The 22,465-nt window shown below is 63.2% G+C and carries 16 protein-coding genes, 2 other RNA genes and 4 pseudogenes; 12 read left to right on the top strand and 10 right to left on the bottom strand.

The annotated features are described in order from the left end of the window. Nucleotides 1–66 precede the first annotated feature (66 nt). Nucleotides 67–138: pseudogene (locus PD885_RS22840) on the bottom strand (kinase); the annotation flags it as partial. Between the two features lie 4 nt (nt 139–142). Between PD885_RS22840 and PD885_RS18275 the strand changes: the two are divergent. Further along, nucleotides 143–452: pseudogene (locus PD885_RS18275) on the top strand (outer membrane beta-barrel protein); the annotation flags it as partial. A gap of 207 nt (nt 453–659) precedes the next feature. Continuing rightward, nucleotides 660–1,259, top strand: a complete 600-nt coding sequence (locus PD885_RS18270; RefSeq protein ID WP_088057043.1) for a PH domain-containing protein — start codon at nt 660–662, stop codon at nt 1,257–1,259. 4 nt (nt 1,260–1,263) lie between these two features. On the opposite strand, the gene PD885_RS18265 is transcribed toward PD885_RS18270, so the two are convergent. After that, nucleotides 1,264–1,335, bottom strand: a non-coding RNA gene (locus PD885_RS18265) — sX9 sRNA. Nucleotides 1,336–1,579: 244 nt separating this feature from the next. Beyond that, on the bottom strand, nt 1,580–2,458 hold the full coding sequence (speE, locus tag PD885_RS18260; protein ID WP_002809607.1) for a polyamine aminopropyltransferase: 879 nt from the start codon (nt 2,456–2,458) through the stop codon (nt 1,580–1,582). A gap of 236 nt (nt 2,459–2,694) precedes the next feature. Here speE and speA point away from each other — a divergent pair, with 236 nt between their 5' ends. The 4 genes and pseudogenes from speA to PD885_RS18240 form a co-directional block, all read left to right on the top strand. Next, complete coding sequence (gene speA, locus PD885_RS18255; RefSeq protein WP_002809610.1) at nt 2,695–4,581, top strand: arginine decarboxylase; 1,887 nt, start codon at nt 2,695–2,697, stop codon at nt 4,579–4,581. A 374-nt stretch (nt 4,582–4,955) separates the two neighbouring features. Further along, nucleotides 4,956–5,924, top strand: a complete 969-nt coding sequence (locus PD885_RS18250) for an IS5 family transposase (protein ID WP_088057042.1) — start codon at nt 4,956–4,958, stop codon at nt 5,922–5,924. Between the two features lie 477 nt (nt 5,925–6,401). After that, nucleotides 6,402–6,620, top strand: coding sequence for a hypothetical protein (locus PD885_RS21765; RefSeq protein ID WP_197493705.1), 219 nt, complete (start codon nt 6,402–6,404; stop codon nt 6,618–6,620). Nucleotides 6,621–6,673: 53 nt separating this feature from the next. Beyond that, nucleotides 6,674–6,841 (top strand): annotated as a pseudogene (locus PD885_RS18240) (type VI secretion system protein TssA); the annotation flags it as partial. 199 nt (nt 6,842–7,040) lie between these two features. Here the strand turns inward: PD885_RS18240 and PD885_RS18235 are convergent. Beyond that, nucleotides 7,041–7,328, bottom strand: a complete 288-nt coding sequence (locus PD885_RS18235) for a DUF2782 domain-containing protein (protein WP_002809617.1) — start codon at nt 7,326–7,328, stop codon at nt 7,041–7,043. A gap of 77 nt (nt 7,329–7,405) precedes the next feature. On the opposite strand from PD885_RS18235, the gene polA reads away from it, so the two are divergent. Further along, the gene (polA, locus tag PD885_RS18230) at nt 7,406–10,213 is read left to right on the top strand and encodes a DNA polymerase I (protein ID WP_002809620.1); all 2,808 of its coding nucleotides are present in this window, start codon (nt 7,406–7,408) and stop codon (nt 10,211–10,213) included. A 429-nt stretch (nt 10,214–10,642) separates the two neighbouring features. On the opposite strand, the gene hemF is transcribed toward polA, so the two are convergent. Next, nucleotides 10,643–11,542, bottom strand: coding sequence for an oxygen-dependent coproporphyrinogen oxidase (hemF, locus tag PD885_RS18225; protein WP_002809623.1), 900 nt, complete (start codon nt 11,540–11,542; stop codon nt 10,643–10,645). A gap of 276 nt (nt 11,543–11,818) precedes the next feature. On the opposite strand from hemF, the gene PD885_RS18220 reads away from it, so the two are divergent. Further along, a non-coding RNA gene (locus PD885_RS18220) (sX9 sRNA) lies at nt 11,819–11,894 on the top strand. A 16-nt stretch (nt 11,895–11,910) separates the two neighbouring features. Here the strand turns inward: PD885_RS18220 and PD885_RS18215 are convergent. From PD885_RS18215 to PD885_RS18205, 3 genes and pseudogenes are all read right to left on the bottom strand, one after another. Continuing rightward, nucleotides 11,911–12,471, bottom strand: a pseudogene (locus tag PD885_RS18215) (hypothetical protein); the annotation flags it as partial. Continuing rightward, entirely contained in the window at nt 12,468–13,184 is a 717-nt protein-coding gene (locus tag PD885_RS18210) for a hypothetical protein (protein ID WP_002809627.1), read from the bottom strand. The gene PD885_RS18210 and the pseudogene PD885_RS18215, both read right to left, overlap by 4 nt. 328 nt (nt 13,185–13,512) lie before the next feature. Next, complete coding sequence (locus PD885_RS18205; protein ID WP_002809629.1) at nt 13,513–15,873, bottom strand: S9 family peptidase; 2,361 nt, start codon at nt 15,871–15,873, stop codon at nt 13,513–13,515. 749 nt (nt 15,874–16,622) lie between these two features. Between PD885_RS18205 and PD885_RS18200 the strand changes: the two genes are divergently transcribed. After that, the gene (locus PD885_RS18200; RefSeq protein WP_040762728.1) at nt 16,623–17,966 is read left to right on the top strand and encodes an AMP-binding protein; all 1,344 of its coding nucleotides are present in this window, start codon (nt 16,623–16,625) and stop codon (nt 17,964–17,966) included. Nucleotides 17,967–18,010: 44 nt separating this feature from the next. Here PD885_RS18200 and PD885_RS18195 read toward each other — a convergent pair whose 3' ends face one another. Both PD885_RS18195 and PD885_RS18190 read right to left on the bottom strand, forming a co-directional pair. Next, nucleotides 18,011–19,042 carry a chorismate transformation FkbO/Hyg5 family protein gene (locus PD885_RS18195; RefSeq protein ID WP_002809632.1) on the bottom strand — a complete coding sequence of 344 codons (1,032 nt, stop codon included), beginning with the start codon at nt 19,040–19,042 and terminating at the stop codon, nt 18,011–18,013. Next, the gene (locus PD885_RS18190) at nt 19,039–20,397 is read right to left on the bottom strand and encodes an NAD(P)/FAD-dependent oxidoreductase (protein ID WP_040762729.1); all 1,359 of its coding nucleotides are present in this window, start codon (nt 20,395–20,397) and stop codon (nt 19,039–19,041) included. Before PD885_RS18190 ends, PD885_RS18195 begins: the two co-directional genes overlap by 4 nt. Nucleotides 20,398–20,668: 271 nt before the next feature. On the opposite strand from PD885_RS18190, the gene xanC reads away from it, so the two are divergent. The 3 genes from xanC to PD885_RS18175 are packed head-to-tail and all read left to right on the top strand — an operon-like array spanning nt 20,669 to nt 22,461. Continuing rightward, nucleotides 20,669–20,938, top strand: coding sequence for a xanthomonadin biosynthesis acyl carrier protein XanC (gene xanC / locus PD885_RS18185; protein ID WP_002809636.1), 270 nt, complete (start codon nt 20,669–20,671; stop codon nt 20,936–20,938). Nucleotides 20,939–20,975: 37 nt separating this feature from the next. After that, entirely contained in the window at nt 20,976–21,659 is a 684-nt protein-coding gene (locus tag PD885_RS18180) for a COG4648 family protein (protein ID WP_082244278.1), read from the top strand. A 52-nt stretch (nt 21,660–21,711) separates the two neighbouring features. Further along, a complete protein-coding gene (locus PD885_RS18175; protein ID WP_002809639.1) occupies nt 21,712–22,461 on the top strand; it encodes a lysophospholipid acyltransferase family protein in 750 nt (249 codons plus the stop codon). Nucleotides 22,462–22,465 lie beyond the last annotated feature (4 nt).

The following is a 22,465-nucleotide window of genomic DNA, read 5'->3' as shown; positions in this document are numbered from 1 at the left end:
CGCGGTTGACGCGCCGCCCTTGAGGCAGCGCTACAGCCGCTTCCAGCCACTGTGCAGGCCGCGTACCTAAGCCGGTTCGGCACTGCGTGCGGCCTCGTCGGCAGTGGGCGCGATGCCGGTCAGGCGCTGACGCATTTTCTAGAAAGTAGATGATTCGAAGAACGAGGATGGCTTTGTCGTCATTCCAACGGTGGACTTCGGCAGCATCGATGGAGCGGCGCGCTTCGACTTCGGCCATACCTCCGGTATTTACTGTCGTGCGGATGGGTTGCTGGGGCGGCGAGGCAAAAGGTGAGGACTGCAACGCGCACGTTTATGGCGCGTAAGTGGGTGCCGGGCTCGGCGTGGATATCGGCAAGCATGTCAGCCCAAGCGCGCGCTTTATGCATGACGTCTACGCCAACGCGTATTACGACAACGGCGAAGACATCACGATTCATCGTGCCGAAGTGCGCTTCTTAGTCAGCGATCGACAGCATCGTTATGCAGCCAACATGGCGGATGGCGGCATCCGCCATGTCGTCGTTTGGGCGGTATGAAGCGCTCAGCGATCCGACACCTGCGCGCTCTTCCGTTTTGTCTGGTATCGGCAATAAGCGGCGCAGATGTGGTGTCATACACGGCAACGCTTCGGCTCAACCAATCACGATGAGGGCGGTATGGATGTCTTTGCACAATTCCTGACCGACGAGCAGGATTCAGCGGCAGTGGGCAAAATCCTGCCAAAGGTGACCGAGTTACTGACGCGCGATGAGCAGGTCGAATATATCGCCGTGCAAAAGAAGATGGTGATGAATCTCTCGCCGGATGCAGTGGTGCTGACCAACCGCAGGTTCATCGTGGTGCACCCCAAGCCGTTCGGCATGACGTTTTGGGATTTCCCCTGGCGCGACGTGCTCAATGTGCACATGAGCGAACAGATGCTGGGGGCGACGATCATGTGCCGCACCACGCAGGGCAGCTACGCGTCCATCGACAGCCTTCCGAAGAAGCAGGCGCGGCGGGTATATGCGTATGCGCAGCAAGTGGAAGAATCTGCATACGAAAAGCGCCAGCAGCTGGAAATCGACAAGTTGCGCGCGTCAGCCGGCGGCGTGGTGGTGCACGCACCCACGCCGCCTGGCGCCGCGCCTTCGGCTCCGCCCGCCATGGACGATCCGATGCATGTGCTGAGCAAACTCAAGCAACTGCTCGATGCGGGACTGGTCACTCAAGAAAAGTTCGACGCCAAAAAAGCCGAGGTGCTGGCGCGCCTGTAAGAGCGGCTGACAGGCGTAGCAGGCAGCCGTCAGCTGGCGTGGACTGCGCGGGAACCAACGTGCACGTCTGGTACACGCCGCACCAGGCACCGCGGCCGGCGGTGCACGCAGTTGTTCTGGTAGGCGCTTGAAGCGGCGGTCTGCGGTGCTCTGCTCTTGCAGCAGCCGGCGCACAGATCGCAACGCCGGCCGCGGGTGACTGGGCACAGCGTCAACACCGTTGTGCAGCCAGCAGGCGAGCGCAGCGGCTACGCGCACTCGCCTGTTACGCGGCCATGGCGAGTGCTGCGTGCCGGCCATGTCGCTCTGGCGACTGCTCGCTATGTGTCGCTGCCAGCGCTTAACTCGCCCAGTGCCTTGGCCACGAATGGCGGCGCAACCAGCACGCCAGTGTGCAGGTGCGCGTTGTAGTATAGCGTCTCGAAGCCCTTGGCCTGCGCCGCGTCCTGGCGGAACGCAAAATCGGCGTTGGCCTGCTTGCTGGCCATGGTCACGCTCCACCAGCCGGTGGGGTAGCACGGCTGCGGGAACGGCAGGGTCTTAAACGACTGGAAGCCGGCCTTGCCCATTTCGGTGCGCATTTCCTTGATCAGGTCCAGCAGCGCCAGCGGCGATTCAGATTGCTGCACCAGAATGCCGTCGTCCTTCAACGCCTTGAAGCAGCTTTCATAGAACGCCTTGTTGAACAGGCCTTCGGCCGGGCCGACCGGGTCGGTGGAATCAACGATCACGATGTCCACGCTGCCGGCCGGGCAGTTGGCCATGTAGGCCACGCCGTCGTCGAACAGGAGTTCGGCACGCGCATCGTGGTTGGAATCGCACAGTTCGGGGAAATATGTTTCCGACATGCGGGTGACCTGCTCATCGATATCGCACTGGGTGGCGCTTTGCACGCCTGGGTGCTTGAGCACCTCGCGCAGCGTGCCGCAGTCGCCGCCGCCGATGATCACCACCCGCTTGGGCGCGGGGTGGGTGAACAGCGCCGGGTGACTGATCATCTCGTGATAGAAAAAGTTGTCGCGGCTGGTCAGCATCACCGCGCCGTCGATGAGCATCAACTTGCCCCAGTCGGTGGTCTGGTAGATCTCGATTTTCTGGAACGGGGACTGCACCTCGTCCAGTTTGCCGCTGACGCGAAAGCCAATGGCCGAGCCGGTCGGCTGGAAGTGTTCGATGTACCAGTTGTCGTTGGCGCTCATGCGTTAATCCTGGAGAGAAATGGAGGCTGTTCCTTCTCCCACCGGAAGAAGGTGGCGCAAAGCGCAGGAGGAGGTTCGGGCGCAGTCGCATACAGCCAAATTGCGCGGCGGCTGAACCGCATTTTGTCCTGCTCCTGCCAGCAGAGAGGGGCGGAAAGTCGGCGCGGATTGTAACGGACCCTGCGCGTGCCAGGCGTTACACTTCACGCCCTTTTTATTCCAGCCGAGTCAGCGAGATGAGCGATTGGTCCCTCGACCAAGCCCGCAAGACCTACTCGATCCCGCATTGGGCCGATGGGTACTTCGATGTGAACGACGCCGGACATGTAGTGGTCACACCGACCAGCGATGGTCCGTCGGTGTCGCTGCCCGAAGTCGTTGATGCAGCGCGTGCGGCCGGCGCCAAATTGCCGCTGTTGGTGCGCTTCCCGGACATTCTTGGCCAGCGCCTGGGCAAGTTGCAGGCGGCGTTCGCGCAGGCCCAGTCCGAATGGGACTACGCCGGTGGCTACACGGCCGTTTACCCGATCAAGGTCAACCAGCATCGCGGTGTGGCCGGCACGCTGGCCAGCCACCACGGCGACGGTTTCGGGCTGGAAGCGGGCAGCAAGCCGGAGTTGATGGCGGTGCTGGCGCTCTCGCGCCCGGGCGGGCTGATCGTTTGCAACGGCTACAAGGACCGCGAATACATCCGCCTGGCGCTGATCGGCCGCAAGCTCGGCCTACAGACCTTCATCGTCATCGAAAAGCCCTCCGAGTTGAAGCTGGTGCTGGAAGAAGCGCGCGCGCTGGACCTCAAGCCCGGCCTGGGCGTGCGTATGCGCTTGGCCTCGCTTGGCGCGGGCAAGTGGCAGAACAGCGGCGGCGACAAGGCCAAGTTCGGGCTGTCGCCGCGCCAGGTGCTGGACCTGTGGAAGACGCTGCGCGACACCGAGTACGCCGACAGCCTGCAGTTGCTGCACTTCCACATGGGCTCGCAGATCTCCAATGTACGCGACATCGCCAACGGCATGCGCGAGGCAACGCGTTACTTCGTAGAGCTCTCGCGCCTGGGCGCCAAAATCAGCCACGTCGATGTCGGTGGCGGCCTGGGCATCGATTACGAAGGCACCCGTTCGCGTAGCTATTGCTCGATCAACTACGGTCTGCATTCGTATGCCAGCAACATCGTGCAGCCATTGGCGAGCGCTTGCGAAGAGCACGGCCTGGTTCCGCCGCGCATCGTCACCGAGTGCGGCCGCGCAATGACTGCGCACCACGCGGTGCTGATCGCCAACGTGTCCGAAGTGGAGCAGGCGCCGGAAGGCCGCGTGCCCGACGCGCACGACGACGAACCAACGGCGATTCGCCACTTGCGCGCGATCCACGATGAACTCGATGTGCGCCCTGCGGTGGAGTTGTTCCAAGAGGCGCAGCACTTCCATGCCGAAGGCGTGAGTGCATATGCGCTGGGTCAGATCGATCTCATCCATCGCGCGCGTATCGACGACTTGTTCTATGCCATCGCGCACGGCGTGCGTGCACGCCTGAGCTTCGACGAAAAGAGCCACCGCCAGGTGCTGGACGAGCTCAACGAGCGGCTGGTGGACAAGTACTTCGTCAATTTCAGCGTATTCGAGTCGATCCCGGATGTATGGGCGATCGATCAGGTGTTTCCGATTCTGCCGATCGAGCGCCTGAACGAAGCGCCGCAGCGGCGCGGCATCATCGCCGACATGACCTGCGATTCGGACGGCATGGTCAAGACCTATGTCGAGAACGAAAGCCTGGACAGCTCGTTGCCCCTGCATACGTTGAACGCGGGCGAGAGCTATCGCATCGGGTTTTTCCTGGTCGGCGCCTATCAGGAAATTCTCGGCGATATCCACAACCTGTTCGGCGATACAGATGCAGTGGAAGTGACCGTGGATGGCGATGGCTACCGCATCGCCCAGCAGCGCCGTGGCGATACCACCGACGTAATGCTGGACTACGTGGGCTATCAGCTGGACACGCTGCGTGCGACCTATGCCGAGCGCATCGCCGCCGCGCAGCTGTCGCCGGAGCGTGCACAGCAACTCAGCGATGCACTGGAAGCCGGGCTGACCGGTTACACCTATCTGTCCGACGAACCGTTGGGCTGATCGCGCAGAGCGCCCCGCTCGCGCTGCGGCAGATGCCGCAGCGCGAGCAGCCATCGCGTGTTGCGGCGTGGGTGACGCGTTTGGGAAGCTCTGAATAACTCTTCGATGCGCTCTCGATCGACAACCGAGGCAATCGCCGCTATGCGTAAGAGCGTTATTTTCAGCATGGACGATCGTCGCAGTTGAGCAACATTCTAAGAGTGGCTAACAAAACGTCTGCGCTCACCGCCAGGCAGGCGCGGCCGGTGCGTCGAAACGCATTTGCCAGGCGAACACTGCGGTTGCTCCGCGCCGTCCGCACCTGCTCGCTAGGGAACCTCTGAACAACGCACTTCAAATGCGCGACACTACACACCTACGTTGAGGAGTCATCCATGCAACTGACGTTCGGTGACGCTGAAGGTTGGGGCAAGCGCAAGCAGACTTGCTGCGAGATCTTCCTGGCCGAGATGGAGCAGGTGGTTCCGTGGAGGCATTTGCTCGGACTGATCGCGCCGCACTATCCGGTGTCGGGGCGGCCTGGTCGACAGCCGTACGCACTGGCGACGATGTTGCCGATTCATTTGCTGCAGCAGTGGTATGCGTTGAGCGATCCGGCGATGGAAGAAGCGTTGCACGAGATCCGGACCTTGCGCCGTTTTGCCCGGCTCGGTGGTTTGGACAATGTTCCCGACGAGACCACGATTCTCAACTTTCGCCGCTTGCTGGAAACCCATGGCCTTGCAGCGCGGATGCTGGAGGCCGTCAACGCGGATCTGGTGCGCAAGGGTCAGAGCCTGCGGTCCGGCACGATCGTCGATGCAACCCTGATCGCTGCGCCCAGTTCGACCAAGAACACCGACCGCGCGCGCGACCCTGAAATGCATCAGACCAAGAAAGGCAATCAGTGGTATTTTGGGATGAAGGCACCCATCGGCGTGGATGAGTTTTCCGGGCTGGTGCACCACGTCCGTTGTACGGCTGCCAATGTGGCCGATGTCACGGTGACCCACGCATTGCTGCACGGCAAAGAAGACAGTGTGTTCGGCGACAGCGGCTACACCGGTGCGGACAAACGCGAAGAACTGCAGACCTGCAAGGCTGGTTTTTTCATTGCCGCCAAGCGTTCGACGATTCAAGCCATTGGCAACAAACGCGAGCGCCGCCAGGAAGAACGTTGGGAATACTTCAAAGCAAGTGTGCGTGCGAAGGTGGAGCATCCATTCCGCGTGATCAAACGCCAGTTTGGCTACACCAAGGTCCGCTATCGCGGCCTGGCCAAGAACACCGCGCATGTGCTGACCCTGTTCGCACTATCCAATCTGTGGATGGTGCGCCGGCAGTTGCTGCCGGCCAGGGGATAATGCTGTCTGGCGCCAGCCAACGCCGCAAGAAACCGTAGAAATCGTATCGTACGCATCAACTCTGTGCGCTATTGGCACGCAGCAGGCTCGAATTTTAGAGGTCTGGTGCGTTGTTCAGACCTTCCCTAGCGCCCGCAACAGATGCGTCTACCAGCGCGACTACGCGGAAAATTGCAGCACCGGCTGCTCGTTTAGCGAGCCACTCGACTGCATTGGTGGATTGGCATCTTGGCGATCAGCGCCCCGTAAATCTTCAGAGCGCGGTGGGTCCAAAACCGCAAGACGCCGCGTTGGTAGAGCAGATACGCTTGTCAATCGCCAAGCTCGATGAAAGCGTCAATAAGCCTTGGTATGACCGGAGTGATTGTATGGTACGCGAGTGCATACAAATTGGCAGTGGAGGCTGGATTCCAGCCGAGTGACAAGGTGAGCGTTGCCTTGAATGTGCCGAGCGATAAACAGCCAGGAGGAGTGACGATGTTCGTGACGCGTACCCACCCTGGGAGTTATCTGAATCCTTTCGACCCCATTGCTCGCATGCCTACCAGCGAGGCACTTGCCGCAGCGCCGGAACAACGCTATCTGGCCGCAAACCAGGCCCGCGATATGCAGGAGCAGACGCGATTGCAAGAGCTTGCGCAAGCGCGCGACGGTGGTCCTGATGATCCAGGCAGGGGCGGGCTGACGATGTCGTGATCAAAATCAGAGTAAGGCAATTATCTGAAGTCTTGTTTTCCGCCCAGCGACAAGAGATATGGGCCTATTACGCGCGCAACGTGCCTTCCAGCCCGGTGCCGATGTTGCTGCGACGCGCGCAGCGCCTGGTCGGCTGCGACTTTCTGGCGCTGATGAAAGAGCTGGCGCCGGGCGGCATCGACGAACTGCAACGCGTCACCGGCCCGCTTGAAGAAAGCTGAGCATTGCGCTCAGCCAGGTCAGATGCCCCAGACCAACAGCACCAGCGATACCTGTCACTGACGTGCTGCGGCGTACCGAAACCGGCGAGCCATCGCATCCCGCAGACGCCACGCAAGGTTGGCGTTACCGGGACGAGCGGCCGCACAGCTGTTGTGCTCACGCTCTACGATTCCCGATTCCCGATTCCCGATTCCGGAATCACCAGCTATAGAGCTTCCAGTACACCTTGTTGACCTTGTCTTTCTCGGCATCGGTGTGGCCGTCGTGGTTGCGGTCGTACAGGAAGTAGGGCGCACCGCGTGCGGGCGTCACGCGCACCGTTTCCAACTGGCCGTTGACCCGATATTCGTCGACCTTGTCGCCGTTGCCCATGGTCTTGCTGGTGACATCCGCACCGGCCGGTACATCGCCGCCGACACTCGCACTACCGGTGGCGCAGCCGCCGAGCAGCAGTAACGGTAGCAGTAAAAGACTCGCTCTGTTCATCGTCGTTTGTCCGTTCCAGGTCGCCGGCCAGTATGCGCTGGGCGGTGCGGCTTGGGCGTGCAGCGTAGAATTGGCGCATGAGCAGATTAGTCCTGATCGACGGGTCCAGTTACCTGTATCGCGCGTTCCACGCGCTTCCGCCGCTGACCAATGCCCAGGGCGAGCCCACTGGTGCATTGTTCGGCGTGGTCAACATGCTGCGCGCCACCTTGAAGGAACGCCCGGCCTACATCGCGTTCGTGGTGGATGCGCCAGGCAAGACGTTTCGTGACGACTTGTATGCCGATTACAAAGCCAATCGCCCCTCGATGCCCGATGACCTGCGCGCGCAGATGCAGCCGATGTGCGACATCGTGCATGCGTTGGGCATCGACATCTTGCGCATCGATGGCGTGGAAGCCGACGATGTGATCGGTACGCTGGCCCTGCAGGCCGCCGCCGATGGCTTGAGCGTCACCATCTCCACCGGCGATAAGGACTTCGCACAGCTGGTGCGCCCGGGCATCGAACTGGTCAACACCATGAGCGGCAGCCGCATGGATTCGGCCGAGGCGGTGATCGCCAAGTTCGGCGTGCGCCCGAACCAGATCGTCGACCTGCTGGCGCTGATGGGCGACACCGTCGACAACGTGCCCGGCGTGGAGAAGTGCGGCCCCAAGACCGCCGTCAAGTGGCTTGCCGAATACGACTCGCTTGATGGCGTGATCGCCAACGCCGACAAGATCAAGGGCAAGATCGGCGAGAACCTGCGCGCCGCGCTGCCACGCCTGCCGCTCAATCGCGAGCTGGTCACCATCAAGACCGACGTGACGCTGGCCAGCGGCCCGCGCGCGCTGGATCTGCGCGAGCCCAATGCCGAAACGCTGGCGGTGCTGTACGCACGCCACGGCTTCACTCAAGCGCTACGCGAACTCGGCGGCGCTGCAGCTCAGGCCGGTCTGTCGATCGAGCCGATGGCGCTGGGCGCTGCCGCAGCCGCAGCCAGTGCCCGTACCGAGCCCGGTCGCGCGCGCGGCACCGGCTTCGTGTCCGGCCCGGTCAGCCCGCCGGTGGAAATGGACCCCGCGCTGTCCGCACCCGGGCAGTACGACACCATCCTGACCCAGGAACAGCTCGACAGCTGGATTGCGCGTCTGCGCGCCACAGGCGAGTTCGCCTTTGATACCGAAACCGACAGCCTGGACCCGTTGCAGGCCGATCTGATCGGCCTGAGCGTGGCCGCCGAGCCCGGCCAGGCAGCGTATCTGCCGTTCGGCCACACCTTCCCCGGCGTCCCGGCCCAGCTCGACCGCACCCAGGCGCTGGCCCAGCTGGCGCCGTTGCTCACCGACCCTGCCGTGCGCAAGCTCGGCCAGCACGGCAAGTACGATCTGCACGTGATGCGCCGCCACGGCATCGCCCTGGCCGGCTACAGCGAGGACACCTTGCTGGAGAGCTTTGTGCTCAATTCCGGGAGCGCCCGCCACGACTTGGATAGCCTGGCCAAGCGCTATCTGGGCTATGACACCGTCAAATACGAAGACGTCTGCGGCAAGGGCACCAAGCAGATCCCGTTCGCGCAGATCAGCCTGGACGACGCCACCCGCTACGCCGCCGAAGATGCCGACATCACCCTGCGCCTGCACCACGTGCTCGGCCCCAAGCTGGCTGCCGAGCCGGGGCTGGAGCGCGTCTATCGCGACATCGAGATCCCGCTAGTGGAAGTGCTGGCGCGTATCGAGGCCAACGGCGTGTGTGTGGACGCAGCCGAACTGCGCCGGCAAAGCGCCGACCTGTCCAAGCGCATGCTCGCCGCTCAGCAAAAGGCCACCGAGCTGGCCGGGCGCACCTTCAACATGGATTCTCCCAAACAGCTGCAGGCGTTGTTGTTCGATGAGCTCAAGCTACCGGCCGTGATCAAGACGCCCAAGGGCCAGCCCTCGACCAACGAAGAAGCGCTGGAAGCCATCGCCGACCAACACGCGCTGCCGCGGGTGATCCTGGAGTACCGCGGCCTGACCAAGCTGCGCAGCACCTACACCGACAAGCTGCCGGAAATGATCCACCCGCAGTCCGGGCGGGTGCACACCAGCTACCACCAGGCCGGTGCCGCGACCGGGCGTTTGTCCTCGTCCGATCCGAATCTGCAGAACATCCCGATCCGCACCGAAGACGGCCGCCGCATCCGCCGTGCCTTCGTCGCCCCGGCCGGGCGCAAGCTGATCGCCTGCGACTACTCGCAGATCGAACTACGCATCATGGCGCACCTGTCCGGCGACCCTGGGCTGGTAGGCGCGTTCGAGTCCGGCGCCGACGTGCACCGCGCCACTGCAGCGGAAGTGTTCGGCCGCACGATCGACACCGTCAGCGTTGATGAGCGCCGCGCCGCCAAGGCGATCAATTTCGGCCTGATGTACGGCATGAGCGCGTTCGGCCTGGCCCGGCAACTTGGCATCGGTCGTGGCGAGGCGCAGGACTACATCGCGCTGTATTTCAGCCGCTACCCGGGCGTGCGCGATTTCATGGAAACCACCCGCCAGCAGGCGCGCGACAAGGGCTACGTGGAAACGGTGTTCGGCCGCCGGCTATACCTGGACTTCATCAACGCCGGCAGCCAGGGCCAGCGCGCCGGCGCCGAGCGCGCGGCCATCAACGCGCCGATGCAGGGCACCGCCGCCGACATCATCAAGCGCGCCATGGTCAGCGTGGATGGCTGGATCGCCGGCCACGCCGAGCGCGCGTTGATGATTCTGCAAGTGCACGATGAACTGGTATTTGAGGCCGATGCCGATTTTGTCGACACGCTGCTGAGTGAGGTCACCACGCGGATGTCGTCGGCCGCCGAGTTGCGTGTCCCGCTTGTAGTCGATTCCGGTGTTGGCGTTAACTGGGACCAAGCCCACTGACGCAGCAAATCGCTCTGAGATGCTGGATGTGCAGACCTGACAGGGTAAGAATTCAGCAAATATAGATGGCATGAATAATCGCTAAATTCTGCAGATCTTTAACAGTTATCTTCACGATCCATCAATGTAGAGAATGTTGTTATATCGCTCGACGGGCGCAACGCCTGTCGCTAGATCTCTCCCATCCCCTGGAGCAGATCTCGGAACGGAAACTCCTCCCCAAGTTTCCGTTCCCTGGCCCCGCCGACCTCCCCCTGGTCTGCGGGGCTTTTTATTTTTAGTCCTGAATTTTCTCGCAATGTAGCGTCAGACATCCGTCGAATGGCCGAATACATTGGCCGCGCTGGCAATTACAAATTTACACAGGCGCGATTAACTCGCTTACTCAGTACGGCGTTTAATTCAATTCTGTATATTTAATCGACAAGCTCAGCCCAGCCAATCACGCGGTACCAGAAAGTCCATCAGCCGCGCCTCGGCGCTGCCCGGTTCCGCCTCGAAGCCGTACTCCCAGCGCACCCGCGGCGGCAGGCTCATCAAGATGCTTTCAGCGCGCCCGCCGCTCTGCAGCCCGAACAGGGTGCCGCGGTCGTAGACCAGATTGAACTCCACGTAGCGGCCACGACGGTAAAGCTGGAACTCGCGCTCACGCTCGCCGTAGGGCGTGCCCTTGCGGCGCTCGACGATCGGCAGGTAGGCGTCCAGAAAGCCATCGCCGACCGCGCGCTGGTAGGCGAAGTCACGCTCAAAGTCCTGGCCCAGATCGTCGAAGAACAACCCGCCCACGCCACGCGTCTCGTTGCGGTGGCGTAGGAAAAAGTACTCATCGCACCAACGCTTGTGCGCCGCATAACGCTCCTCGCCGAACGGCGCACACAGTGCCTGCGCGGTACGGTGCCAGTGCAGCACGTCTTCGTCGACCGGATAGAACGGGGTCAGATCGAAGCCGCCACCGAACCAGGCCGCCACCACCTCGCCATCGCGCTCGGCGCGGAAGTAACGCACGTTGGCGTGGGTGGTCGGAATGTGCGGATTGTGCGGATGGAACACCAACGACACCCCGCAGGCACGCCAGGTGGCCCCGGCCAGTTCGGGCCGGTGCGCACTGGCCGAAGGCGGCAAGCGCGAGCCGGACACATCCGAAAAGCCGATGCCGGCCTGCTCGAAAACCGCGCCATCGCGCAGGATGCGGGTGCGCCCACCGCCGCCTTCCTCGCGTTGCCAGAGGTCCTCGGCAAATCGCGCCTGCCCATCGGCGGCTTCCACGGCAGCGCAGATACGATCCTGCAAGCTGGTCAGATAATCGCGTACACGGTCGAATTCGTTCATGTCCCAATTCTAAGCCGTGCATCGCACACGGTGCGTGCGTCCCATTGCGCTAGTTCGTCGCAGGGCGAGACAATGCTTCGCGTAGCCACAGCGCCCTCGACCTACAAGGCTCGGGGCAGCCAAACGACGCTAAGGCTCGCAATCTCGACGTCTTGAAGTGGTGCGCCGTCTAGGCCGTCCGTACCCAACGCCACTAACCTCAGCAAACGCTTAAGAGGGGCTAACAAAACGATTGCGCTCACCGCCAGACTGGCGCGGCCGGTGCCCGGAATCGGCATGTACCACGTGCACTCTGCGGTTGCTCAGCCCCGTCCGCACTCACCTGGCGACTGCTCGCTACGTTTTGTTAGCCGCTTTTGATGCGGGCCCGACGACGCAAACTCCGCGCGCACGGCAGGCGTACACAACCGCCATGCCAGCGCCGCATGCACGCAGCCGATTGCCAAGGCGCCCAAACCGGTCAACAGCAACGCAGCCTGGCGGGTCGCGTGCAGACGTGCCTGCATCTGCGGCCACTCGGGGCTGTGCAGCACATCGGCCGGCAACAGCGCCTGCACACCTTCAAACAACGGCCCGATCAACGCCAGCCCGCCGAAATTGAGTAGCCCTGTCGCCAGCAACACCGCCACGAACCCCACCCGCGCCCATTCGCGTCGCTGCAGCAAGGCCCAGCTCAACCACGCAAAGGCGGCCGACAGCACCACACCCACAACCGACAACGACAACGCATGATCGATCAGCCACTGCCATGACGCCGGCAGGACGATCCCCTCCGGCAGCAGCGACGCGGCGTCTGGCATCAGCGCGAGCATTGCGATCTGCAGCAGATTGGCCATCGCACTGACCACCCCCAGCAACAACGACACCCACGCCAGCGGCGTGACGAAGCCGCCGCGTGGTCGTGAGGACGCGGCGGCTGCCGTGCTCATTGCAGCGACGCGATATGTGCGGCCACCGCGGCCTGGCCCGGAGGATCCAGCGACGGTTGCAGTTGTGCGTACCAACCGGGCAGCGCATCGGCCGGCAGGCACTGGCGCAACAACGGCGTGCTGCGCTCAAGAAACGCCTCCAGAAACGGCAGCCCGCGCACGTACAGGAAATGACCGTCGGTGATCGACATTCCTGCGTATGCCTCGCGCAACCACTCCAGGTGCGGCAGCGCATGCGCTCCGTGGCCGGCGCGGGTCAGCGCGGTGAGGAAACTGGTACGCGCCGTGGCCGGCGAGGTCGAGCGTTCCTGTGCGTTCAGATCGTCGAAGGTCAACAGCCACTGTTCGCCACGATCGATCTCGTTGCACATTACCGAGGTGCTCGCCAATTGCAGCGCGTTGTGCGCGGTGGGCTCCAGCGCGTACAGCGCCAGCCAGTGCGGATACGCCTCGCGATACCGGTCCAGCGCGCTCAATGCCAGGGCGCACAAGCGTTGCGCCTCGGCACCGACCTGCAGCTGTGCCTGGGCGGCGTTGTAGGCACCCACATGATCGCCACGCTGAAAAGCTGCCAGCGCCGGCTGCAATGCGGGGTCGATATCCACGGAAGCTTCCGCATCGTCCGCGGTAGGCGAGGGCGCTGCTGCCGGTTCCGTGCGCGGCGGCTTCGCCGCTGCGGTCTTGCGTCCAAATAAACGGTCCCACAGGCCCATCGCATCTACCTTGTGCGCGCCGGTCGGTGAGTGGAAGGCTGCCGCTGTGTCGGCGGCGCACCGGTCAGGCGGTGGACCGGTGCAGGGGCAAGCGCAATGCGCCAGCGATCCGCGGGTCCTGCAACAAGCTTAGAGCCAGATGCGTAGGTTGAGGTGAGTGCGACGCATGCTGTCACGCGATGAGGCGATGCGTGCCACCTTGCGTGCGGTCGCACCCGCAGCTTGTCGCCATGCGCGGCACGATGGATGCGCCGCGGCAGGCTCCGTTGTCGTCGCATCGGCACGGCCAAAGCCTGCACCGCGCATCACCCCACCGTCACCGCCAGCCTTACGGCTTCACCTGCTCGTTGAACAGCTTGAGGATGCGCTTGTACTCGTCCAGCCACGAATCGGCACGCGTGAAGCCGTGGCGTTCCAGCGGATATGCCGCCATCTGCCAGTTGTCCTTGTGCAGCTCCATCAGCTTCTGCGTCATGTCGACCGAGTCCTTGAAGAACACGTTGTCGTCGAGCATGCCGTGCGCGATCAGCAGATGGTCGCGCAACCCGTCGGCGTAGTTGATCGGCGAAGAGGTCTTGTACGCCTCCGGGTCGAGCTCGGGCGTGTTGAGGATATTGGAGGTGTATTCGTGGTTGTACTGCATCCAGTCACCGACCGGACGCAGCGCCGCACCGGCCTTGAACGTGCCGGGGCTGCGGAACAGCGCCATGTAGGTCATGAAGCCGCCGTACGAGCCGCCGTAGATGCCGGCGCGCGTGCGGTCGCCCTGCTTCTGCGTGGCCAGCCAGTCCAGACCGTCCAGATAGTCTTCCAGCTCGGGGTGACCCATGTTGCGGTAGATCGCGGTACGCCAATCGCGGCCGTAGCCTTCCGAGGCGCGGTAGTCCAGATCGAGCACGATGTAGCCCTGCTGCACCAGCAGGTTGTGGAACATCTGCTCGCGGAAATACGGCGTGTAGCGCTCCGATACGTTCTGCAGATAACCGGCGCCGTGCACGAACATCACGATCGGATACTGTTTGCCGGGCTCGGGATTTTTCGGGCCGTAATACTTGCCCCACACCGTGCCGGCACCGTGTTTGGACGGCACTTGCACGTACTGCGGCGCGATCCACGCTTGCGCCTTGAACGCCGGCGTGCGCGTGTCGGTGAGCACCGTGGCCTGGCCGCCGGTTGCCGGCACCACCGCCAGCTGCGCCGGCAGATAACTGCCGGAATAGCGCACCAGCAACTGCTGCCCGTTCGGCGACAGGCTGAAGCCTTCCACGCCATTCAAGGCGGTGACTTCAGTGGTTTGATCTGTGCGCAGATCGAGCTTGCAGACTTCGTAATCACCTGGCCATTTCTGATTACACAAAAAGAACATGCCGCTGCCATCGGCGTTGGGTACCGGCATCGACACTTCCCATTTGCCGCGGGTGCGCTGGCGTGGCTTACCGTTGCCTTCCACCGTGTACAGCTGCGAATAGCCGGATTCTTCCGACAGCAGCCACAGCGTGCGATTGTCGGGCAGCCAGCCGAAGTCGTTGAAGTCCCAGTTGATCCAGGCGCTGTCGCTCAGGCGATGGCGCGGCTGCAGCCTGGCGTTGTCCAGATCCACGCTGGCGATCCAGCGGTCCTTGTTGTCCACCGCGCGGATTTCGACCGCCACGTTGCGGCCGTCATCGCTCCAATGCACCGCCGGCCCGCTGCCGTCGCCATCGCTTTCAACACGCACGGCCCGGTTGCCCTTGAGCGCATCGCGCTTGGCCGCTTTGCGCAGCGCCGCCAGCGGATCGGTGGCGATGCCCGGCAGCATGTCAAAAGACAGCGATCTTGCCGTGCCGGCACTGACATCGACCAGCCACAGCGCATGCGCCACCGGCGCATTGCGGCCGACGCGGGTGCGCACTTCCTGGAATTCTTCGTAACCGGATTCGGTCACGTACTTGGGCATCTTGCCGGCCTGGCCTTCTTCGGCACTCTTGGCCTGGGTGACCACCAGCAGATGGCGGCCATCGGGCGACAACGCGCTGTCGACGATTTCCACCTCATCGCCGAGATAGACCGGCGCCGCCGCGCGGGTAGCGTCGGCGCGGCGCCAGGCATCTTCCTGCGTGCGCAATGCGTCGCGTTGCTCGCGATCGCGGCGCAAGGTGGCCAGGGTGGCCAGTTGCTGATCGCGCAATACATCGGCTTTGGGCGCGGCGTTGGGATCGCGCTCGGCCTTGACCACCGCCACCAGCGCAGTGCCGCCATCGGCGCGCCAGTGATACCAGTTGTTGCCCGCACGCCAGATCGCACCGCCATCGCTGGCGAACTGCGGGCGCGATTCGACCTCATTGCTGCGGGTCAGCTGAGTCAGCGCACCGGAGCGCAGATCGCGCAAAAAAACGTCATCATTGCGCGCAAACAGCATGCGTTGCCGGGTTGCGTCGTAGCTAGGGTTCGCCGCATCCAGGCCGGCACGGGCGTTGTCGGCCACGCGTTCTGCCGCGGCACCGCTGGTGCTCCGGCGATAGGTGTCGCGCACAGGGCTGCCATTGCGTTTGAGCAGGTATTGCACCTGCTTGCCGTCCCACTGCCACCAAGCCTGTTCCACCGACGGCCCGATCCAATCCGGGTCGGCCATCACCTGTTCGATGGTGAGCGGTGCGGCCGATTGCGAATGCGCAGTGGCGGCCACCAGCAAAAGAGTCAACGGCAACAATCTGGGCATCGGAAACGAACGGACGCAGATGGAGAGCGGGCAAGCCTAGCAGTTCGCTTACGCAGCGGGCTTGGGCTACAGGTCATGTGTGTGGGCTATAGATGTCGCCTCGTCGAAATGCAGAGCCATTGAAAATGGCGAACCCGGCCATTCGGTGTGCTGGGCAACGATGGCAGATGCAGTAAACAGCTGCATGGCGGGCGCACCACGCTGCGACAACACGGTGTGCTAATGAATACTTAAACTCTCCGACTGCGATGCGTATACAGTTGCGCCTGCGTGCTGCGTAATCGACATGCTCAGCGCTTGGACTTGGCGTCGTTTAATCGACATCTCGGAGTTACGAACGCATTGCACACGTTCGAACAAGGAGCGTTGCGCCAATTATGCGAAGACGGGTTTAGGGACGTAGGGAGCGTGACGCGATGGATGTTTGACGACGCGCGCATAACACACGCTGCGTGTTGTGGCGTGCCAGCTTCGACGAACAACGCGCGCCAGAAGTGCAGTGCAGATGCTCTGACCAACTCACTTTGAAAGCGGCGACCAAAAACGTCGCAGGCATTAGCCAGGCGGATGTGGAAGGAACGCGCAAAACGCCGCCGGTACACGTCCGAACGCTGGCGGTGCCCACCCGGCAGCTGCGTCGTCGTTTCGACAGATGCTCTTCGCCGCACACGGAAACCGCCCGACTTGCCAGCAGCCCGGGTGGCGGCCAAGCTAGCGCGATTTTGCGACTGTCGGTTCACATGTCCAGCCTGCCCGCTTCTGCTGTTTTCCATCCGATGGCCGTTGGCGCGCCTGACCGGCCGCTGGCCTGGCGCGCGGGGCAGTCGGTCGCTCTGGCCACCTTCATCGCGCACGTGCACGGTCTGGCCCAGCAATTGCCGGACGGCCAGTACGCGGTGAATCTGTGTGAAGACCGCTACCGCTTCATGGTCGCTTTCTACGCCTGCGCGCTGCGTGGTCAGGTGTCGCTGCTGCCATCCTCGCGCGCACCGGCTGTGGTCGGCGAAGTGCAGGCGCGCCATGCCGACGCGTATTGCCTGGGCGATCTGGCGCTGGAGTTGGCACCGCCACGCTATTGGCAGCTGCCGGCCGAGTTGCCGCAGGCCGAGGGACCGATTCCACAGTTGGCCGATGATGCTTTGGTGGCGATCGGCTTCACCTCCGGCAGCACCGGCACCCCGCAGCCCAATCCAAAAACCTGGGGCAGTTTCTTAACCAGCACGCGCCAGGATCTGGTCGCGCTGCAAAGCCTGTGGGCGCACACCGACGCGGTGCCGCATGTGGTCGCCACGGTGCCGCCGCAGCATATGTACGGCATGGAACTGTCGGTGCTGCTGCCGATGGTGACCTCACTGGCGGTGCATGCCGGGCGGCCGTTTTTCCCGGACGATGTGGCGCACGCGCTGGCCGATGTCCCCGAACCTCGCGTGTTGGTGACTGCACCAGTACATCTGCGTGCGTTGATCGAATCCGGCGTGCGGTTGCCGCCGCTGGTTGGCATCGTGTCCGCTACCGCGCCGCTGGCGCACGAAATTGCGGTCGCTGCCGAAGCGCGTTTTGGCGGTGAAGTGCGCGAGATGTTCGGCTCCACCGAAACCTGCGTGTTCGCTGTGCGCCGCACCGCGCTGGAAGCCGTCTGGACACCACTGCCGGGCGTGCGTCTTGAGACGCAGGCGACCGGCACCCTGGTGTACGCGCCGCATCTGGCCACGCCAGTGTTGCTGGCCGACAGGATGGATGTGGCCGACGACGGCCGCTTTCAGGTGCGCGGCCGGCAAGCCGATTCGCTGGAAATTGCCGGAAAACGCGCATCGCTGGCTGATCTCACCCGTCGCCTCCTCGCCATTCCCGGCGTCGTCGACGGTACCATCGTGCAACTCGCACCCGACCCTGGTCAGGCGGTCGGTCGCATCGCCGCACTGGTGGTTGCCCCAAGCCTGGACGAAGCACAGATTCTGGACGCACTACGCCTCAGCGTCGACACCGTCTTCCTCCCACGCCGCCTGCGCAAACTTGCCGCGCTCCCACGCAACGAAACCGGCAAATTGCCTCGCGAGGTGGTGCTGGGGTTGCTCAACGGCTGATTGCGGGTCTCATATGGAGCGTTACCGGTGTGCTGTATCAAGCGTCAGGATTTGACTGCCTGCACATCACACCCATGCACCCCATCGATCTCCACCGCCAGCTCAGAGCGGCAGATCACTGCACGCAGCAATAAGCGCGGAACGGCATCGCCGAAGCGGGCGTCCAGGGCTTGCGCGACCTTGGGCAGGTCGTCGTGTTCGCGCACGTAGACCTTCAGGCGCGTGCCTGCGCCGAACTGCGCGGGTAGGGCCGGTGCGTGCTGACGCGCGGCGCCGAGCAGGGCGTCGAAGTTGGCGAAGGCTTCTTCCAGCTGCGTCAGTAATTGACCGGCGTGCATTGAGGCGTGCCCGACCACGGCGGCGGTGCCTGACAGCAGCAGCGGCATGTCGCTGCCGGCAGGTGGCAGCATGGCGCGTGCAAAACTTGGCGGCTGCGGGCCGTACTGGCGCGGGTAGTTGTATGCGCTGACCTGGCGTGGATTTTCCAGCGGAGTGCCGGCATCGGCGGCGGCCAGCCAGTAGATCTGGATGATGCGTTCGGCATCACAGCGCCCGACCGCAGTGGCGGCGGGCAACTGTGCGGTATCGAACGCGCCCAGGCCACGTGCGCGGCCCACGCAGAATTGCCGATAGCGTTCGCGGTCACCGGTGCCCAGAGTGATCGCATTCAGGCAATTCCAGATACGCAGCAGGCGCGGTGTCTGGCTGCCGCTGACGAACGCAGTGATCTGCGCGTACGCTTTCGCAGCGGCTCCTTCGATGTCGACATCCTGCTCGTCGATCTCGATCACGCCGAATTGCAGGTGCCCGTCGCTGGACCAGGCGATGTTGCCGTCGCGGCCACTGCGCACCGACACATCGGTGCGCCACACTTCCAGCACGCTGGCCTGATACGGCTGCAACGGCACGCGCAGATAACGCGGGTCGTCCAGGCGTGGTGCGGCATCGCCGAAGCCGAACACGGCCAATACGTGCGGATCGGCCAGCAGTGTGGATGGGTCGGTCTGGTCGACATAATCGACCTGCAGGCGGGGATGGCGCACAGCGCCCGTGGTCTGGGCCTGGGAAGCGGTCATTGCGTGTCTCGTTGCAAGGTGTCGCCGTCGAAACCGAGCTTGGCCTGGCGTCGGCGTCGGCGCCAGGAGTGCCAGGCGTGCGGCATCATCGACAAGGTGGTGAGTGCATAAATGGCGCGGAAGGCACGCAGGCGCAGGCGCACTTTCGGGCTGTCGAAGACATCGCCGGCCAGCATCGCGACCATCGCCTGTTCCATTTGCAAGGTGTTCTGCGGTTGTGCGAACAAGGCGCGCATGGTCGGCGAGGTGAAGCGGTAGATGAACCATTTGAATTCATCCACGCCGCGCGTGAGGTCGCGCTGCAACGCGCGTTGCAGTTTTGCCTCGTGCTGCGGCACGCGCAGAGCCTGATCCACCATTGCTGCGCCGCGCTCGGCGCTATGCATGGCCAGATACACGCCGGACGAAAACATCGGGTCGACGAACGTATAGGCATCGCCAAGCATCAACCAACGCGGCCCGGCCATCTGCGTGCATTCGTAGGCATAGTTACCGGTGGCGTGCACAGGTGCCACGCGCTCGGCGCCCATCATGCGCGCACTGAGTTCCGGATTGAGCGCCAGCGTGCGCATGAAAAAGCCTTCGCTGTCGCCCTTGCGCGTCTTTATGTATTCCGGGTAGCAGACCGCGCCCACGCTCATGATGTCGTCCGGCAGCGGGATCAGCCACATCCAGCCATGCGCGTGCCGGTAGATGCTGATGTTGCCGGCATCCTCGCCCGTTCGGCGCGCCACCCCACGAAAATGGCTGAACAATGCGGCCGATTGATGCTTGGCATTGGCGCGTTTTAGCTTGAAGCGGTTGCCCAAAAAAGTATCGCGACCGCTGGCATCGAGCAGATAGCGCGGGCGGAAGTGCTGCACGTCGCCGTCCACAGTGCGTGCCTGCAGCACCGGCTGTTTGCCATCGAACCACACTTGCTCGACCTTGACCTGCTCGCGCGCATCCACGCCTACCGCGCGCGCGCGCTTGAACAGCACCTGATCGAACTGCGCACGCGGTACCTGGAAGGCGTAATCGGCCTTGGCATCGAGCGCATGCGAAAAACGGAAGGTGTTGTAGCCGCCGCTATCGTTGGGGAAATCGGCGCCACGCTTGAGCACACCGATATCACGCACGTCTTCGAGCACACCCAGGCGCTCAAGGATCGGCATGTTCATCGGCAGCAACGATTCGCCGATATGGAAGCGCGGGTGCTGCTCTTTTTCGAGCAGGGTGACCGACCAGCCGAGCTCGGCAAGCGCGATGGCCGCGGCGCAACCTGCCGGACCGCCACCGATGATCAAGACGTCCGGACACTCGGGGCCTGGGGCCGGCCCAGCTTCCGGGGTTGAGCTAACAGCAGTGGAAGTCATCTTGGAACGAACCTGCAGCGAGCGAGCATCATTCAGTCATGATAGCCTGATAGACGGTCCGGACAGCTGTGCCGGCCGCCGATCCACTTCGAAGAACGGCCGACAACATGGCAGTGCGGCCGCCAGTCGAACGTGGTCGGTGCTCGGATCGGCAGGTGCGGCAACGTACACTGCGGATCGACGCGGTGCCCATCGAAATCCAATGGTCGCCCGCGATGCTTGTTGCTTGTTCTGAATCTGGTCGCCCGACCCTCACCTGTGGAAGCTCCGGATGTCCTCGCAAACCGCCGCCGAACGTGAACTGGCCGAACTCCTGGTCGAAAGTCTGAACGTGGAAGACGTCCAGCCTGCCGACATCGATCCGGAGGCCCCGCTGTTCAATACCGGGTTGGGGCTCGACTCGATCGACGCGCTGGAACTGGCCCTGGCGATCAGCAAGCGCTACGGCTTCCAGCTGCGCTCGGACACTGATGAAAATCGTCGTATCTTCGCGTCGCTGCGCGCATTGTCGGCGCATGTCCAAGCCCACAAGACCGTCTGAGGTCTCGACGTCAGCGCCTAGCGATGCGCCCCCGTGGGTGCTTGGGCTGGGTGTGCTGTTGGCGCTGGCGTATTCGCCGTTGGCGCATTGGGCTAATGCAAGCCATCGCCCCGATCTGGCCGTCATCGCGGGCGGTTTATTGGTGCTGATGGTGTTGATCGAACCGATAGCCGCGCGCCGGGCCTGGGCCTGGGCGTTGGCGCTGTTGACATTGGCCGGCCTGGGCGCGTTGTGGCGCTCGCCGTACGCGATGTTGCTGCTGGCCGCGCCGCCGGTGGTGTTCACCGGCGGGATCGCCTGGTTCTTCGGGCGCAGCCTGCGCCGCGGGCGCACGCCACTGATCACTTGCATTGTCGAAGGACTGTATCGCCGGGCCGGCATGCCGATCTCGCCCGAGCAATACCGCTATACCCGCCGTCTCACCCTGGCCTGGGCGCTGCTGTTGTGCGGGCTGACCCTGGTCAACCTAGTGCTCGGTCTATGTGCCGAACCCAGTGGCGTGCTGGTGCAATTGGGCTCCGCTTCTCCGCTGCCAATCAGCGATGCACGTGCCTCGCTGTTCGCCAATCTGCTGGCCTATAGCGTAGTTGGCGGCTTCTTTGTGGCTGAATATCTATTGCGCGGCCGCTGGTTTCCACAGCGTCCCTATCGTAATCTGCCAGACTTCCTGCGCCAGATGGCGCGACTCGGTCCGGAATTCTGGCGCGATCTGCTGCGCTGAGTGCGTGGCCATGGATAGCGACGTACGTGCATATTTTCGGGGACAAGACAAAATGCCGTTGCCAAGGATGCCGTTGCGATTGGCGTGGGCTGTGTTCAACCTATTGCAATTAGCCTTCACGCTGACGTTCACCGCGGGCGGGATCGTGTATGCATTGGCGGTGCTGGCGATCACGCGTGATGCTGATCGGCTGCTGCGCATGGGCGGCTGGATGTGGTCGCCGGTGCTGCTGCGTGGCGCCGGGGCCAAACTGATCGTGGAAGGCCGCGAGCGGGTGGACTGGTCCAGGAATTATCTGTTCGTCAGCAATCATCAGTCCGTCATCGACATCTGCGTGCTGTTCATGGCCCTGCCGGTGCCGCTGCGGTTTCTGCTCAAAGACGAAATGCTCAAGGTGCCATTCGTGAATTGGTATGCGCGGGCCACCGGCATGCTGTTTCTGGACCGCGACAGCCGCCGTGCCGGGGCGATGGTGCGACGCCAGGCCGCTGCGCTGCTGCGCGAGGGTAAACAGTTGTGTTTGTTTCCCGAGGGCACGCGCAGTCGTACTGGCGCACTGTTGCCATTCAAGGCCGGGCTGCTGCAGGCCGCTATCGATGCTGGTGTGCAGGTCGTGCCGGTTGCCGTGGATGGCTGCGGCAAGGTGCTGCCGGTGGATGGTCTGTTCAGGGTGCGCCCCGGCATCATTCGCGTACGCATTGGCGACCCGATCGCGGTGACCGTGCCGGATGCGCCGGACCGCCAACAACTGACCGAGCAGGCACACAAGGCCGTGGCTGCAATGCTTCAACCCAGGATCTGAGTTC

Source organism: Xanthomonas fragariae (assembly GCF_900183975.1).
GTDB lineage: Bacteria > Pseudomonadota > Gammaproteobacteria > Xanthomonadales > Xanthomonadaceae > Xanthomonas > Xanthomonas fragariae.
This window is presented reverse-complemented; position numbering and strand designations above follow the sequence as displayed.